This is a genomic window from Lewinella sp. 4G2, from assembly GCF_001625015.1.
Classification (GTDB): domain Bacteria; phylum Bacteroidota; class Bacteroidia; order Chitinophagales; family Saprospiraceae; genus Neolewinella.
Window position 1 is genome coordinate 2,473,842 of the sequence record NZ_LVWJ02000014.1, and the last position, 16,387, is coordinate 2,490,228.

10 protein-coding genes are annotated in these 16,387 nt (G+C 55.0%); 7 read left to right on the top strand and 3 right to left on the bottom strand.

From position 1 onward, the window contains the following. Positions 1-61 precede the first annotated feature (61 nt). The 3 genes from A3850_RS10495 to lptE all read left to right on the top strand — a co-directional run bounded on the left by A3850_RS10495 (position 62) and on the right by lptE (position 2,844). Positions 62-754 (top strand): Crp/Fnr family transcriptional regulator, encoded by a 693-nt coding sequence (locus A3850_RS10495; RefSeq protein ID WP_068216285.1) that lies wholly within the window; start codon positions 62-64, stop codon positions 752-754. 177 nt (positions 755-931) lie between these two features. Next, a complete protein-coding gene (locus A3850_RS10500) occupies positions 932-2,266 on the top strand; it encodes a sugar porter family MFS transporter (RefSeq protein ID WP_068216286.1) in 1,335 nt (444 codons plus the stop codon). A gap of 62 nt (positions 2,267-2,328) precedes the next feature. Then, positions 2,329-2,844: an LPS assembly lipoprotein LptE gene (gene lptE, locus A3850_RS10505; RefSeq protein ID WP_068216288.1), complete on the top strand. Its 516-nt coding sequence runs from the start codon at positions 2,329-2,331 to the stop codon at positions 2,842-2,844. Between the two features lie 107 nt (positions 2,845-2,951). On the opposite strand, the gene infC is transcribed toward lptE, so the two are convergent. Together infC and A3850_RS10515 are read right to left on the bottom strand one after the other, a co-directional pair. Continuing rightward, a complete protein-coding gene (gene infC / locus A3850_RS10510) occupies positions 2,952-3,674 on the bottom strand; it encodes a translation initiation factor IF-3 (protein ID WP_068216290.1) in 723 nt (240 codons plus the stop codon). Between the two features lie 184 nt (positions 3,675-3,858). Continuing rightward, positions 3,859-6,420: an ATP-dependent Clp protease ATP-binding subunit gene (locus A3850_RS10515; protein ID WP_068216292.1), complete on the bottom strand. Its 2,562-nt coding sequence runs from the start codon at positions 6,418-6,420 to the stop codon at positions 3,859-3,861. 553 nt (positions 6,421-6,973) lie between these two features. On the opposite strand from A3850_RS10515, the gene A3850_RS10525 reads away from it, so the two are divergent. Together A3850_RS10525 and A3850_RS10530 are read left to right on the top strand one after the other, a co-directional pair. Continuing rightward, the gene (locus tag A3850_RS10525) at positions 6,974-7,360 is read left to right on the top strand and encodes an STAS domain-containing protein (protein ID WP_068216296.1); all 387 of its coding nucleotides are present in this window, start codon (positions 6,974-6,976) and stop codon (positions 7,358-7,360) included. Positions 7,361-7,499: 139 nt separating this feature from the next. Next, the gene (locus A3850_RS10530) at positions 7,500-8,432 is read left to right on the top strand and encodes a ribonuclease Z (protein WP_068216298.1); all 933 of its coding nucleotides are present in this window, start codon (positions 7,500-7,502) and stop codon (positions 8,430-8,432) included. Positions 8,433-8,487: 55 nt separating this feature from the next. On the opposite strand, the gene A3850_RS10535 is transcribed toward A3850_RS10530, so the two are convergent. After that, the gene (locus A3850_RS10535; RefSeq protein WP_082921749.1) at positions 8,488-11,319 is read right to left on the bottom strand and encodes a sugar-binding protein; all 2,832 of its coding nucleotides are present in this window, start codon (positions 11,317-11,319) and stop codon (positions 8,488-8,490) included. Positions 11,320-11,446: 127 nt separating this feature from the next. Between A3850_RS10535 and A3850_RS10540 the strand changes: the two genes are divergently transcribed. Beyond that, positions 11,447-12,712 (top strand): hypothetical protein, encoded by a 1,266-nt coding sequence (locus tag A3850_RS10540; protein ID WP_068216302.1) that lies wholly within the window; start codon positions 11,447-11,449, stop codon positions 12,710-12,712. 548 nt (positions 12,713-13,260) lie between these two features. After that, on the top strand, positions 13,261-16,386 hold the full coding sequence (locus A3850_RS10545) for a SusC/RagA family TonB-linked outer membrane protein (RefSeq protein WP_068216304.1): 3,126 nt from the start codon (positions 13,261-13,263) through the stop codon (positions 16,384-16,386). Position 16,387 lies beyond the last annotated feature (1 nt).

Genomic DNA, 16,387 nt, shown 5'->3' on the forward strand with positions numbered 1-16,387 from the left:
TGGAAAATTGACGTTGCTGCCAAACTATCAATCTTTCATCTGTATCTCAAACGTGTGCCTTATGACTACCGAAGCTAAAATCACCCTCCTCAATCAATTCACGATTTTTGATTGCCTCAGCGATCAGGAAAAGAGCCAACTCGGCGACGCGATGGAGTTTCGGAAGAAGCCACGCTACACGGTGATTTACCAACCCGGAGAGACAAGTGAACACCTTTACCTTCTTCAGAAGGGTGCCATTAAGATCAGCACCCACAATAATGAAGGGAAGGAGGTAATCAAGCAACTGATCCACCCCGAAGCCATCTTTGGCGAATTGGCCCTCGTTGGTGAAAATACCCGCAATGAGACGGCACAGTCACTGAAGGAAGAGGTACACTACTACACCATCCGCGTAGCGGACTTTCAGCGCATTCTCGCTCGTAACACGACGCTGAACCAGCAACTACTAACGCTTTTCGGACAGCGGATGATCGCCGCCGAGACGAAGTTGGAAAACCTGATCTTCAAAGATGCCCGTAGCCGTATCGTCAGCTTCCTCCACGAGGTAGTTACCAAGCGCGGTCGCCGTGTTGGCTACGAAATGCTACTGAAGCACAGCCTGACGCACCAGGACATCGCCAACATCACCTGCACCAGCCGTCAGACCGTCACGCTGGTCCTGAATGAGCTCCGCAAGGAAAACTTGATCTACTTCAACCGGGGCCGCATCCTGGTAAGAGATATGGATGTTCTGCAGCAAAACGCAGCCTAACACGATCTATGATTGAGGTACTTAAGATCCCCGCTACCGCTTCGGTAGTGGGGATTTTTTGTGGGGAGTGATGGTTAGAAGAGCGAATAGATTGCGTAGTGGTAAAGGGAAATCTATGACAAACTAGCCAAATCATTTTCGCGCTTATCCTCGCGCTGCATTTGCTACCTTAGGCGGATGCAAAACAAGAAGATTCTCTACTGGTCCATAACCGTTGCGCTGGCCGGATTTCTCTTTGGATTCGATACCGTGGTCATCTCCGGGGCGGACCTTCCACTGCAGGAACTCTGGCAGCGGGGTGAGTTGTTCCACGGATTCGTCGTGATGGCCTCTGCATTGTGGGGGACGGTCGCAGGAGCTCTCCTTGGGGGTATTCCGACGGATCGGCTGGGGCGCAAGACCACCCTCATTTGGATTGGTATCTTTTACACCATCTCCGCCCTCGGCTCCGCGATGGTGAGCGATCCCTGGCTTTTTGCCGCCTTCCGTTTCATTGGCGGGGTAGGGGTAGGCGTGAGCACCATTGCCGCACCGGCGTACATCTCCGAGATCGCTCCGGCAGCTGACCGGGGAAAATTGGTAGCGACCTACCAGTTTAATATCGTCTTTGGTATCCTGGTCGCCTTTCTATCCAACTACCTACTCAGTGGAATCGAAGAAGGTGCCTGGCGGTGGATGATCGGTGTAGAAGCCATTCCCGCCATTATCTATACAGTGATGGTGATGGGCGTCCCCCGATCGCCACGCTGGTTGCTAACGAAAGGTGGGCAGCCCGAGGAGGCTCGCCGCGTCCTGGAACTCATCAATCCTGGCGTAGACGCGGACGCGCTATTGCGAGAAATATCGCTCGACAACAGCGAAGCGGACCACCGGGAAACCATCTTTCACCCCCGGTACCGCTTCCCGTTGATGCTCGCCTTTTTACTAGCGTTCTTCAACCAGTTCTCCGGGATCAATGCCTTTCTGTATTACGCCCCCCGCATTTTTGAGACGGCGGGCCTGGAAAAGAGTTCGGCACTGTTGAGTAGCGTGGGGATCGGCGTGGTGAATCTGGCGTTCACCCTGCTGGGCCTTTCCTTGATTGATCGCTTCGGCCGCCGCCAATTGATGTACATCGGTTCGGTGGGGTACATCGTGTCGCTGAGTATGGTCGCGCTGGCCTTCGGGCTGGGGTGGCAAGGTTGGTACGTCCCCCTTTTCCTCTTTGTATTCATTGCGGCCCACGCCATCGGGCAGGGGACGGTCATCTGGGTATTCCTGAGTGAGATCTTTCCTAACCACTTGCGGGCTAGTGGTACTTCCTTCGGAACGTCAGTACACTGGATCCTGGCGGCAGCGATCCCTTCAGCGGTGCCAATCCTGTTCACTACGATCGGAACGTCGACGGTATTTGCTTGCTTTGCTTTTATGATGGTCCTGCAACTTGTCTTCGTGTGGCGCATGATGCCCGAAACGAAAGGCGTCCCACTGGAGGATTTAGGTGACCTGCTTTACCCGCCAACCAAATTGTAAAAAGCCCAACCACAATTCTGACTGGAGGCCACTAATCGGTCCCGAATGGCGTTATCTCTCCAATGACTAGAAGAACCTTCTTACTGCTAGCCCTGCCCGTACTGCTAACGACCTGTTACTCGTTCAAGGGTATTACCATCCCAAACGAGGTAGAGAATGCTTACGTCCCTAACTTCATTGACAATGCCATCGGTGCGCCGCCCACGTTGCACCTGGACATGACCGAGGAACTGCGTAATAAAGTGCGCGACGAGGCACGGCTGACCATTACAGAAACGAACCCGGATATCGAAATGAAGGGCACCCTGGTTGACTTCCGCGTCTCCGCGGAAGGTGCCCGGCCGGGCAACGAAACCAGCGCCATTGCAGCATTGAACCGGCTGACTGTAGTGGTGGCCATCAGCTACACCAACCTCCTCGACGAGACGGGGGAGGACAAGTGGACGCAGAACTTCTCCCACTTTTTCGACTTCCCCGCCACGCAGACGCTCGCCAGCGTGCAGGATGAAGCGTTGGAGGAGATCATCGATAACATCAACGAGAAGATCTTTAATAAAGCCTTCGCCGAGGAATGGTAGCGAACGGTCTACCTACCGGTAATGCAACTGAATTCACCAATTAGCTCAAAACGAAAAAGCCCCGACTAACCTTAGTTAGCCGGGGCTTTTTGTTGTTGGATTGAGGACTACTTTTCGGTGGTCTCTGCATCTGCCGTGCTGCTGGCGGGGGCTTCCGTTTCGGCGGCGGCTTTTGCCTTCGCTTCTTTCTTGGCCTTTGCTTCAGCATCCTTCTTTTTCTGAGCGTCCGTCTTCTTCCGCTTCTTGGGCTGAATCATGACGTTCATACGCCGCTTCTCCATTTGGGGCATGGACTCCGCAGTACCGACATCCTCAAGCTCCTTCATGAAACGAAGGAGGAGAAGTTCACCGCGGTCTTTAAAGACGATGGTACGGCCACGGAAGTGAACGTAGGCCTTCACCTTAGAACCCTCTTCCAGGAATTCCCGGGCGTGGCGGAGTTTAAACTCGAAATCGTGCTCACCGGTATTCGGGCCGAAACGGACTTCCTTGACGACCGTCTGTACGGTATTCGCCTTGAGTTCCTTTTCGCGCTGCTTTTGCTGGTAGAGGAATTTTTTATAGTCGATCAGTTTCACGACCGGAGGCGCAGCTTTTGGGCTGATCTCTACGAGGTCTAACTCCGCGGCGCGGGCCCACTGCTTTACGGTGCGGGTGTCGTACACCTCACCGGCTTTAAAATCTTCACCGATCTCCTCGGCAACCTTCTGAACGTTGTCCCCAACGAGACGTACTTCCGGGACCCGAATCATATCGTTGATGCGGTGTTTCGGAGTGGTATCCTCACGTTGGTAAGTGCGTCTGCGGCCGCCGCCTTTTCTTCTACCCAATACTTTGGTGTTTGATAAATAGTAAATGAGTGGCGGGCCTACTCGGCCTATGCTACTCAAAGTGTTATAATATAAAGGCTCCGCGTGTCGGTAATGTTTCAACATTTGGGAGCCTTGGTATCAAAAATAGGGTGAGCCGCGCAATAAATTGCGTCGGCTCACCACATTTCTAAACTCGGTACGGTTATTCCTCCGCAGCTACGGCTTCGTCGGCGGTAATGCTGAGGCCATTTTCCTCCTCGTTCAGCGTAGCGGTCAACTTCGCACCGGGCGCGGGATTGTTGTTCAGGATGTACTCCGCCAGTGGATCCTCAATGTATTTTTGGATCGCACGGTGCAGCGGGCGTGCACCAAACTGAGGGTCAAACCCTTTCTCGGCAACGAAGGTCTTCGCCTTCTCGTCCAAGTCAAGCGTAAACTCGAGTCCGTCGAGGCGCTTGTACAGATCCGCCAGCGCGATGTCGATGATCTTGAAGATATCGTTCTGGTCGAGGCTGTTGAAGATGACTACGTCGTCGATCCGGTTGAGGAATTCCGGAGAGAAGGTGCGCTTCAGTGCATTGTTGATGACTGACTTGCTGTTCTCTTCAGCGTTCTCCGTCCGCGCCTTGGTTGCAAAACCAACGCCCTGGCCGAAGTCCTTTAGCTTACGGACACCGATGTTGGACGTCATGATGATCATGGTGTTCTTGAAGTCCACCTTACGGCCCATGCCGTCCGTCAACTGTCCGTCGTCGAGCACTTGGAGGAGGATGTTGTAGACGTCGGGGTGCGCCTTTTCAATCTCATCGAGCAGGATTACGCTGTAGGGCTTGCGACGAACCTTTTCGGTCAGCTGGCCACCTTCTTCGTAACCTACGTATCCGGGAGGAGCACCGATGAGGCGGCTTACGGAGAACTTCTCCATGTACTCCGTCATGTCGATCCGAATCAGGCTGTCTTCACTGTCGAAGATGTACTTAGCCAGCACTTTAGCCAATTCCGTCTTGCCGACACCGGTGGGGCCGAGGAAGATGAAGGTACCAATGGGCTTCTTCGGGTCCTTCAGCCCAACGCGGTTCCGTTGAATGGCTTTGGTGACCTTTTCGATGGCGTTATCCTGTCCGATCACGGCTCCTTTGAGGTCGTTAGCCATCCCGACAAGCTTCTTGCTCTCGTTCTGGGCAACGCGGTTGACGGGGATACCGGTCATCATGGATACTACTTCGGCGATGTCCTCCTCACCGACAGGGTAACGGCGGGTCTTGGATTCCTCCTCCCACTGTTCCTTGGCTTCCTCGAGGGCGCGCTGGAGTTTGCTTTCCTGGTCGCGGAGATCAGCAGCTTTTTCGTACTGCTGGTTCTTCACGGCGGCATTCTTTTGCTCGCGTACTTCCTCGATCTTGCCTTCCGCTTCCTCGATGTTTTCGGGTACGGTGATGTTCTTGAGGTGGGTACGGGCACCTACCTCATCGAGCACGTCAATGGCCTTGTCCGGCAGGAAGCGGTCGGTGATGTATCGGTCGGAGAATTTCACGCAGGCTTCAATCGCATCATCGGAGTAGACAACGCTGTGGAAATCTTCGTACTTCGTTTTGATGTTATTGAGGATGTGTACGGCTTCCTCGGGGCTTGGCGGGTTCACCAATACTTTTTGGAAGCGGCGGTCGAGCGCACCATCTTTTTCGATGTGCTGGCGGTACTCATCCAGGGTGGAAGCACCGATACACTGGAGCTCACCGCGGGCGAGGGCTGGCTTGAAGATGTTACTGGCGTCCAATGAACCGGTAGCGCCACCCGCACCGACGATGGTGTGGATCTCATCAATAAAAAGGATCACGTCGCGGCTCTTTTCCAGCTCCGTCATGATGGCCTTCATCCGCTCTTCGAACTGGCCCCGGTACTTCGTGCCGGCTACGAGCGCGGCGAGGTCGAGCATCACGAGGCGCTTGTCGAACAGTGTCCGGCTAACGCGCTTCTCCTTGATGCGGAGGGCGAGGCCTTCTACGATGGCAGTCTTACCTACTCCGGGTTCACCGATGAGGATGGGGTTGTTCTTCTTGCGGCGGCTCAGGATCTGGCTCACGCGCTCAATTTCCGTTTCCCGGCCAATGATGGGGTCGAGGCGGTTCTCTTCGGCCAGGGCGGTAATGTCGCGGCCGAAGTTGTCGAGTACGGGCGTCCGGCTCTTGCTGGTATTGCCTTTGCGTCCGCTGCCGGAGCCTCCGCGGCCCTGGTCGTCGTCCTCGTACTGGTCACCCTCTTCGGGTGCCTGGTTGGTTGGAAGTTCGAGATCTTCCGAGAAGTCTTTTTCGTCTTTCACGTAATCGAGTTCAGCTTTGTAGAGGTCATATTCCACTTCGAACTGGCGCAAGATCTTTGCGGCGGGTAGCTCTTTGTTGCGTAGAATAGACAGGATAAGGTGTTCGGGGCTCACGGTGCGCGTCTTCAGCGCCTTCGCTTCGAGGAAGGTGACTTTGAGTACGCGGTCCGCTTTATCATTCAGGGGCAGTTGGGAGATCGTGTGCCCGCTGGCCTGGCCGCCATTGCGTTGCACGTTTTCACGGATGGTATCCTTCAACGCCTTGGTATCCACGCCCATGTTCCGCAACACGCGGTTGGCGAGGGTAGATGGCATACTCAGGACGCCTAACAGAAGGTGCTCCGGGCCAACGTAGGCGTGGCCCATCTTCTCCGCTTCCATTTTGCCCCTGGCCATGGCCTTTTTTATTTCCGGGTTGAATTCCCGCTGGCTTGGATTAGGCATATTGTATAAATTTTGTTGTTCAGTTTTAATGCGCTCAGATTAACTGCGATGGGTTCCAGGTACGCCTTCGTTGGCGCTGCCGCGGGTGCCAGGCAATGGGCAAGTAAGCGATGCGTAACTACTGCCCTAAAGTATATCCTTTTTAGGAATAACCGTGCCAAAGGAAACGACTGCCAAATAAACCTGACAGAACGCGGCGCATTTGTGGATCGATTATCGAAGGCTGACGCACGTTTAAATAACACGCGCTTCCCACAATTAGTTGGCCTAACGGCCGCTCCGCTTGCTCTTGTGTCGTCTCTCGCCGTCTCGGACAAAATTTAGTAAGACGTTAACGGGGCGGCCTTTCTCGTGGCGAGGGCTAACTACAATAATGCAGCGTGCAGCTTGGCGAACTCCGCTTCCGAAGAGAAAATGAGCGCAAACCGTAGTGGAATTATGGCGTTAGGGTAGTGGTGGCGAACTTTGTCACCCTTACAGTGGTACGGTTATTGCAAACTGGACCACCGCGATCGCTTATTGTCAGCATCGTATTAACCAAAGTAACCCCCCCATGAAATTCAGTATCGACAAGCAGGAACGCTACACGCTCATCAAGCCGGAAGAAGAAAACCTGAACTCCGCCGTAGCCCCCCAGCTTAAGTCCGAATTTGTGATCCTGGCCAACGAGGGCATCAACAACTTGATCCTCGATCTCAGCGCCTGTAAGTACGTCGATAGTTCCGGGCTCAGTGCCATCCTCACCGCCCGCCGCCTGTGGGCCAACCTCGGCACCTTCATCGTAACGGGCGTCGACCACCCCGCCGTCAAACGACTCGTGGAGATCTCTAAAGTGGATTCCGTACTGACCATCCTGCCCACCGTCTCCGAGTCTTCGGACTACATCATGATGGAAGAGCTACAGCGCGATCTGGCCGGTGACGGCACCGACGAGGAGTAGTGGTGACATTAGATGGGTGACCACACTGATTTAAGGGAAATAGTGATACGGCTTCTTTCCAGCAAAAGTCTAATCTCGCTGACATTCCCTCCGGCGGTGTTCACCTGTTTAATTCTTTGTCACCACAAGTCTGCTATCCATGAAATTTGAAGCTACCATTCTCGGTACATCCGGAGCGGTACCGGCGCACGGCAGGTTCTGTTCCGGCGTCTTCTTCAGCGTTGATGGGACGGACGTACTCATCGATTGCGGCGAAGGCACCCAGATGCAACTGCAGAAAGCGGGGTTCGGGATGGGGAAGTGTACCACGATCCTCATTTCTCATCTCCACGGCGACCACTACTTTGGTCTTCCCGGTCTCCTCAGCAGCCTGGCGCTTAACGGCAGAACGCAGCGGTTGGTGATCGTCTCACCATTGCACCTGCGGCCGCGCATCAATGCTCTCTTTGAACTGGATCGGTACCCGATGCCCTACGAGGTAATCTTCCAAACCCTGGAAGCGACAGAGCTAACGCCACTGTTTACGGTAGGTGATCTGGAAATATCAGCCTTCCCCCTGCAGCACCGGACGCCCACGAACGGTTACCTGATCCGCGAAAAAAACCGGCCCGCCAACATCCGGAAGGAGAAGATTACTGAGTTTAACATTCCCTGGCCCGCCATCGGCGGGATCAAGGCGGGCGATGATTTCGTAAGCGCTGTTGGACAAACGATTCCAAACGCGGAGCTGACGGTGGCGGCACCACCTCCACGCAGTTTTGCCTACTGCTCCGATACCGTTTACTTCCCCGAATTGGCTGAGTACGTATCCGGAGTCGACCTGCTCTACCACGAAGCGACTTTCCTGGCGGATATGGAAGCGGATGCCCTGAAGAAAGGCCATTCCACGGCCAGCCAAGCGGCGATGACCGCGCGTGATGCCGACGCCGGTCAGTTGATCATGGGCCACTTTAGCAGCCGCTACCCGGGGGTGCGAGAACACGAAGAGGAAGCGCGGTTGATCTTCCCCAACAGCTACGCCGCCCGGGATCTGGCGAGCTACGCCGTTCCCTTTCAGGGCCGAGCCCAATGAAAAAGCCCGCTGCATCAGATGGATGCAGCGGGCTTCTTTCTAGTGGCTCTCGAAATCAGCGATTGACCTGTAGCATTTGGCGAAAAAGACCGTCAGCGGTCGTCGCCGTAGCCACGTAATTGCCGGAAGGCAAGTGGCTGAGATTAATGGAACTCCCACTGTAGAATCCAGACTTATTTAAAACGGGCCGCCCCTGCATGTCGGCTACTTGGACGGACATCTGCCCTTCTACCGGAACGTCCAACCGAAAATTACCGGAACTGGGGTTGGGGTAAGCCAGGAATGGTTGGGCTACCGACGGATTGAAAATGGCCGTCAGGCGGTCATCCAAAAAGGTGGTGCCAAAGAGGTTTGGCTTTTCGGCAGCGTCTACGTCGGTGGAGAACCAGGTGACGCGGTGGTCCGCATTACCACTACCGTCATCGTCGTTGATGACCACGTCCAGACCGAGAAACATACCTGCGTTAGGCGTCGTCCCGAGGGCGAACCAGGGGAGGCTAATCTCTGCGTCGTAGCCCTTGTCCGTATCCATGAAGCGGACGCTCGTGCCCTGGCTGATGTTACCGTTAAAGTCAGAGACGATCGTGCCGCCGTTGTACTGCGCCGTTAGCCGGTGATCGTTACCGTCGACGGATTCGGAGCGGTTGTAGCCCAGGTCGAGCAAAATTTCTACGCCATCGTCCTGAAAAAAGTCGCGGGAATCATTCACGAGATCGTCATCGGTGACGGAGACAAAGAAGTACAGACCACGGTCGTCCCACAGCATGCTGAATTCTCCGGCGAGGTCGTCTTCGCCGTTGCGTTCACGGCCACTGCAATTGGTTAGCGAGAGGGTGGGGCTGTTGTCCCAAAGATCCTCCCGCACGCCATCGATGGTGATGCGGCTATCGGCGGCGATGGTTTTTACGGCGGGGATGGGGGCCATGCGGCTGAGTAGGATGGAACCAAAAAGACTCGGGTCGGTATCCGCCGCGTTACCACGCGCCTGCCAGCTGAGGCGGCCTTCCAGGTTGTCGCGGCCGTTGTCATCGTCGTTGACGTGAACGTCGAAACCAAAGAGCGTACCCTCCGTAGGGTCAATGCCGAGCGTAGCCCAGGGGATCTTCACTTCCTTCACGTAGCCAGTAAAGAGGCTGCGTTGGCGGGTTTCCACGCCGTCGGTGGCGCCGAAGGAAAGTTCGACGGCTTCGTTGTCTCCCCAGCCAATAACGTAGTGGAAGTCATTCAGACCATCGTAGCTCATACCGCGGCTATTGTCGGCGTCGATAAAGATCTCCACGCCATCGTCGAGGCGGGGGTCATTGGAATCATTCTTCAGGTCGTTGTCCGTTACGTCGATGATGAGGTAGAGGGCTTCGTCGTCCCAGACGCTGGTCCAGGATGCGGTCAGGTCGTTACCGCGTGGGCTGCCAATCAGGTTGCGGTCGATGGACCACTCGCGGCCGAGGTAGGCCTGCTCTTTGATGCCGTCCACGTTAATAGGTAGCACGCTGGGTTGGACGGTATTCTTTAGTACCTGGTTGACGGGGAGTGGGCCGACGCCTTCCATGGGGCCTTCGAAGGCGCCGAGATCAATGCCGCTGCCCTGGGGGCGGGGTGCGCCGGTGAGGTCCGTAGCCGGAGCCTGAGCAGGGTCGCCTACATCCAGCCCGGGGCTGCCGGGGCGGAGGGCGAAGAATTGGCGGAAATCGTCCACACTGGAGAACTCAAAATCATCGGGCACCACCTGGCGGAATTGCACGTAACTCTGCTCGTCGTAGGTAACGACATCGTTGCCACTCTCGGAAGTGGGGCCGTTGAAGCGGGCGTTGCCCACCACGAGGTTGTTCTCGAAGATCAGGTTAGAGCCGCGCTTGTTGTCGTAGTTAAAGGCGTGGCCCCGCTGGCCGAAGGTCTGGACGGCAATGTTATTGTAGAACTCCACCTGGCCGGTGACGAACTCGGCGGCGAGGTCGCCCAGGCCGGTCGTTACCTCTTCAATCACGTAGTTATTAAAGGCGGTAGTGTTGTTCCGGAAGATGGCGTTGGCGACCTCGAAGGCCTTGGCGCCGGAGCCACCGTTATTGAAGCAAAGGTTGTTCTCCACCAGAGTCTGGGCGACGAAGGCGGGGATGTTATCGTCGTTATTCTGCGTCCAGTTGAAATCGTCGAGGATGATGCCATTACCGTCCGTCGGGTGGTCGAAGCCACCGGGTTCGAAGGGTAGGCGGCACTCATTTTCGAAGCAGACATTCTCGGCGATGTAGATGTGGATGCCGGGCTTGTCATCCTTCTGGATGGGTTGGTAGATGGAGATGCCGGAGCAGTTGTAGGGGTTCGTCTTGGCGTTGTCGCGCGCGACGTTGCGCAGGAAGGTCATGTAGTCCGACTCCCGGCCGCCGAATCCGCCACAGCCGCAATCGTGGGAGTAGCAATTTTGCACCACGACGTGGTTGGATTGAAAAATGCTGATCCCGCTGTTCCAATCTTCGTAGGGGCGGTCTTCTAGGTTGAATACCTCGATTCCGTCCACCACCGCGTGCTCGGTTTCGATGATGTGGAAGATGGTATTGTACTGGGCCGTGCTCTCAATTTTAGCGCCCCATTGGTTAATGGATTTTACCACGGTTGGCTTTTCCGCCGTCGCGATTTTGCCGCGCAATTCCACGCCATTCTCCTGGTAGAGACCGTCGTCGATGTAGAGTGTATCGCCGGCGGGCAGTTCGGCCAACGCGTATTTCAAAGTTTGCCAGGCGGAGCTCAGGCTTGAGCCATCGTTGTCATTATTCCCGTTCGGGCTGACGTAATGGGCAGTTTGCGCTGCCGCGGGTGCCGTGAAAAGGGCTAGAAAAAATAGGGGCAGTAAGCGGGGGAGGGTAGTAGACAGGTTGAAGGACATTCTTTGCATGATGAAGCGGTAGGTAAGGGGGCTTTAAACGGTAGTAAGTTACGGCGGCCGTAAGCCCCAGACTTTGATTTTGGGGCTATTTGTCAGGCAAAGGCCAGTGTCGGGATTTCTAAATACCTTGCCGGAGATGCGCAGTATCGTGGTCAAGGTGGAAAGAGCAGGCGTACGTTTTAGCCGCGAGATCGTGCTACCGTGGGCGGCTACGAACCTCCCCGCGGATGCCTTCCTCGTAGCTGGCCACGAAGAATTTTACTGGGAGTTGGAAATGCAATCGTTTGAAGCAAATACGCTATTTGTAAGCGTTCGGAGCCTCTCCGCAAACCCATTTGCTTACGATCCAGACCGGAAACCGCGGGGAGTGGTGACCGGACTCCACTTTAGCCCACTCCCTCGGGCTGACTTTTTGGCGCAATTATCCTTCTACCGATTAGCTGATTTGGAAGCTTATCTACAAGCAGCTGGCGAGCGAAGTACCGAACTACAAATGATAGTCCCCGATTTCAGTGAGTTTACCGAAGCTGATGCTTCCATTCCACTCAGCGGTTTCTTCGAAGACCGGCCCGTAAAGTTCCGGGTGAAGTTTATGGACCTCACCATCAAAACAGGGTACGCCCAAGGGGAAGCAAAATTTCCGGAAAGCGTCGATCCAATTCCCTTCACCATTGCCAACGATCACCTGGTGGCAGAATTTGACACCATCAAAGCCTTCTTCGTATCCCGCCTGCAACGCCAGACCATCCAAGTAAATGCCGTGCTTACCAATCGGCCGGCGGGGGTATGGCAGCTAGAAGGAGCCAGTTCTCCGCAGATCGACCGGATCGACGGCAGCATGATTGAAGTCTTCCGCACTCGCACTCTCCGCCAGATCATGGGTGGGGGGCTACCCAAAATTGTTGACAAGCAACTCTTTACGCCGGACGATATCTTCGGCTCGTTGGAAGACGAGGAGCTGGGGCGGGCCACCTTGCCCGATGATGCCCTGGACTTGCTCAACGCCATCCTGGCCAGCCAGGCCGTCCGCAACGCGAAGCAGCTTCACTTCCTGGCGGGAGAGCTCGGTGGGGTGGCCGAGAAACTGCGGTACGTCCTCACCCCTAAATTCGGATTCGTTTTCCGTGTGGAGGGGCGGGAGGCTAACCACTTCATCCTGGAGCTCCTAAACGACCACGCAACCTATATATGGTCGATCCCCAATACTTGGGGGACGCTGGCGGAAGAATACGCTGCCATTGAGCGGGAGTTAGCCAAAGTTGGTGCTATGGGCCGCAATCAGTACCGCCGCCTGTTGAGCTTTGAGCATTTGTTCTGGATCGTCGTCCACGAAAGCAGCGAGGGTGGGGTAGTGGATGGTTTCCCGCGTTGGCGAAACCGGTTGCTGGAGGGCTTGGGGTAGTTCGGGTCATTCTGAATGCTAGGCTTGGTCTCCCGTCCGATGGGTGTTGGTAGCGTTCCGCTTGGTCCTGTTTATTTCCTTTTTTTTGGCACCTGCGGCAGCGCCAGCTGATGATTTACGTTATGGCTATATGCTGTGTACTTCCTTCGAAAAGCGGGGCCAGAAAATATTCTGTTGTGTTTGCCAAATTCTGAAGAAGGACTATTGGGAAATCGCCAATGTGTCGTTCAGGGGGCAAGCACAGTGTTAAGGGAAGTATAAATCTTGTTGTAGATTTACAACAGCTTACTCCCGCAGTGCCTAGTCATCAAATTACTGCGCTCAGCGGTCAGATTTTATACACTAAACACAATTTCACTAGCCATACTATTCCTTCGCCATCCAGAGTCAATCGAGACCAAGTGGGTACTTAGAAGGTCTTTCCAAGCACATAACTAGTCATTTAGCTAAGCCCACGCCACACGGTGGCAGATCGCGCATTGAGCGCCTCGATCAGGGGCCATACAGAACACTTACTCACTATACTTAATCAAATTAAACCATTTAACATGAGACGATTTCTACTAGCCTTAGGGCTATTGTTCTCCGTCGTGGGCATTGCCACGGCACAAAAAACGGTTACCGGTACGGTGATCGACGAGGAGGGCGAGAGCCTGATCGGCGTCAGTATCCTGGTGAAGGGAACGACCACCGGCACGGTGACGGACCTAGACGGTGCTTACGCTGTTAGCGTACCTACTGGTGCGGAACAACTTATTTTTAGCTACACGGGCTACGGCACGCAGGAAGTGGCGATTGACAACCGCTCCGTAGTCAACGTAACCATGGCTTCCTCCGCTGAATTGCTCGACGAAGTCATCGTAACTGCTTACGGCGTAACCTCCAAAGAAGCCTTCGGTGGCTCCGCCGACGTGATTGGTGCTGAGGACCTCGAAGTTCGTAACGTTACTTCCGTCGTTTCCGCCCTGGAGGGTAAAGCAACGGGTGTACAGTTTACGTCTGGTACCGGCGGCCCCGGTTCCTCCCCCAACGTCTTTATTCGCGGTATCGGTACCCTGAACGGTAGCGCCCGCCCACTATACGTGGTGGATGGCGTCCAGTACGAAGGTGACCTGAGTACGATTAACCAGGAGGACATTGCTTCCCTGACAGTGCTTAAGGACGCTTCTTCTACTTCGCTTTATGGCTCCCGTGGTGCAAATGGTGTGATCCTGATCACGACCAAGCGTGGCTCCCGGAAGGGCACCCGCGTTTCCGCTTCCGTATCCCACGGTTTGATCTCCAACGCGATTCCTTTCTACGACGAAGTAACGCCCGGTGAGTACTACGAAACGATGTGGGAAGCCCTGCGTAACTCCAGCGCCGGTGGTGGTGACCCCCAGTTTGCCAGCGACAACATCTTCAACTCTCTGGGTTACAACCCCTTCAACGTACCTAACGACCAGATCGTAGGTACAGACGGTCAGTTGAACCCCAACGCGGAGGTGATTTACCAAAGCCTGGACTGGTACGATCAGCTCCAGCAGGACAACCCTACGCGGACGAACTACGCCCTGAACGTATCCAGCGGTGGTGAAGACCACAGCATCTTTTTCTCTACCTCCTACCTGGAGGAAGACAGTTACGTACGTACTTCCGAGTACGACCGCTTCACCAGCCGCGTGAATGCGGACTTTGACGCTACTGATTGGCTGACGATTGGTGGTAGTGCCAACGTCGTTCTTACCAATGCTGCTGGCCCCAGTTCTGCCGGTACCGGAAGCATCGTGAACCCCTTCGGTTTTGCGAAGAACATTGGTTCTATCTACCCAGTATTCGTGAATGACCGCGATGGTAATCTTGTCCGCGATGCTGGCGGAGACCCCATTTTTGACTCCGGCGAAGGCTTCTCTGAGTTCGGTGTCGGTTCCCGCCCGATCAACCAGGGCCGCCACGCGCTCCAGGAATTGCTGCTGAACGACGAGCGTGACCGGGACAACACTTACGGCTTCCGTTTCTACTCTGACTTGCACCTGCTTAAAGGTCTCAAACTGAGCCTGATCTACGGACGGGACATCAACGAGGGCCTCGAGAAAGAATACGAGAACGCCATCATTGGTGACGCTCAGCCTACCGGTCGCTACAGCGAGACGCGTTTCCGCCGCCAGACGATCAACTTCAACCAGATCCTGAACTACACGACTAGTTTCAGCGACGTGCACAACTTTGAAGTACTTCTGGGCCACGAATCATTCGACCGTACCTTCTCTTTTAACGACGTGCTGGCCATTGACCAGGTTGTGGAAGGTATCTTCGAATTTGACAACTTCGCTACGCCAGTATCTACTGGTGGTGCCACATCTCAGCGTACGCTGGAAGGTTACTTTGCCAAGTTGAACTACAACTACGCTAACAAGTACTACGCCAGCTTCTCGGCGCGCCGTGATGGTTCTTCCGTCCTGCTCGACAACCGTTGGGGCAACTTCTTTGCCGGTAGCCTTTCGTGGCGTTTGGATCAGGAGCAGTTCATTCAGGATATCTCCTGGATCAACCGCCTGAAGCTCCGTGGCTCTTACGGCCAGGTGGGTAACGATAACCTGAATGACTTCTTCCTTTCACGCGCTCTTTACGCGCTGTCGTCCAATGCCGGTAACCCCGGCCTGTTGTTCTCAGAGATCGGTAACGCCGGTCTGGTATGGGAATCAACGAATAGCTTCGACGTAGCCCTCGAGTTTACCATCCTGGATAACCTCCTGGACGGCTCGGTAGAATACTACAACCGGGAGACGTCCAACCTGCTCTACGATCTGCCGATTGCCCTTAGTAACGGTGCCAATGCTTTCCCCGGAAACGTAGGTGGTATTTTGAACTCCGGAGTTGAGGTCGGCCTACAAGCCAACCTGCTGCGCAAGGGCGACCTGCGCTGGTCCGTCAATACGACCCTGACTACGCTGCATAATGAGATCACGGACCTCCCCGAACCATTCGTAAATGGCTCCAAGCGTTGGGAAGAAGGCCGTTCACGTTACGATTACTACATCCTCCACACGGCGGGTGTTGACCCCGAGAACGGTGACCAGTTATTCCTCGTATTTGAATTGGACGAAGACGGCAACAGCGTTCCCGTACTCGAAGAAGACGGTACGCAGGCAGTAACTAACGACTGGCAGGCCACCGAGCGCGCGTACACCAACACGAGCTCACTTCCCGACCTGCTCGGTAGCGTTTCTACGAACCTGAACTACAAAGGCTTCGGTCTGAACATCCTGATGAACTACGGTATCGGTGGTGAGATCCTCGACTTTGGTTACTCGGCTATGATGCACTCCGGTAACTACGGAAGTAGCCTCCACCCCGATATCCTCAATGCCTGGCGTGCACCCGGTGACGTGACTGACGTCCCCCGCCTCGAGAATGGTAACAGCCCGAACCTCGTCCGAGCTTCTTCTACCCGCTTCCTGACGAGCGCCAGTTTCTGGGCCATCCGTAACGTTAACCTCAGCTATACCTTCGACCGCAGCGTAACAGACCGAATCGGTTTGGATGACCTTCGCGTTTCCCTGACCGGTGAAAACCTCTTCATCAGTTCCGAACGTAACGGTCTTAACCCACAGTTCAACCTTGCTGGTACACCTTCCGGTAACACTTTCAGCCCATCCCGCGTGATCTCCGTTGGGCTCAACGCTAACTTCTAAA

Excerpts from the sequence above, each read along its gene's own strand:
- A3850_RS10495 (WP_068216285.1), top strand. The coding sequence starts at position 62 with ATGACTACCGAAGCTAAAATCACCCTCCTCAATCAATTCACGATTTTT.
- A3850_RS10500 (WP_068216286.1), top strand. The coding sequence starts at position 932 with ATGCAAAACAAGAAGATTCTCTACTGGTCCATAACCGTTGCGCTGGCC.
- lptE (WP_068216288.1), top strand. The coding sequence starts at position 2,329 with ATGACTAGAAGAACCTTCTTACTGCTAGCCCTGCCCGTACTGCTAACG.
- A3850_RS10515 (WP_068216292.1), bottom strand. The coding sequence starts at position 6,420 with ATGCCTAATCCAAGCCAGCGGGAATTCAACCCGGAAATAAAAAAGGCC.
- A3850_RS10525 (WP_068216296.1), top strand. The coding sequence starts at position 6,974 with ATGAAATTCAGTATCGACAAGCAGGAACGCTACACGCTCATCAAGCCG.
- A3850_RS10530 (WP_068216298.1), top strand. The coding sequence starts at position 7,500 with ATGAAATTTGAAGCTACCATTCTCGGTACATCCGGAGCGGTACCGGCG.
- A3850_RS10535 (WP_082921749.1), bottom strand. The coding sequence starts at position 11,319 with ATGCAAAGAATGTCCTTCAACCTGTCTACTACCCTCCCCCGCTTACTG.
- A3850_RS10540 (WP_068216302.1), top strand. The coding sequence starts at position 11,447 with ATGCGCAGTATCGTGGTCAAGGTGGAAAGAGCAGGCGTACGTTTTAGC.
- A3850_RS10545 (WP_068216304.1), top strand. The coding sequence starts at position 13,261 with ATGAGACGATTTCTACTAGCCTTAGGGCTATTGTTCTCCGTCGTGGGC.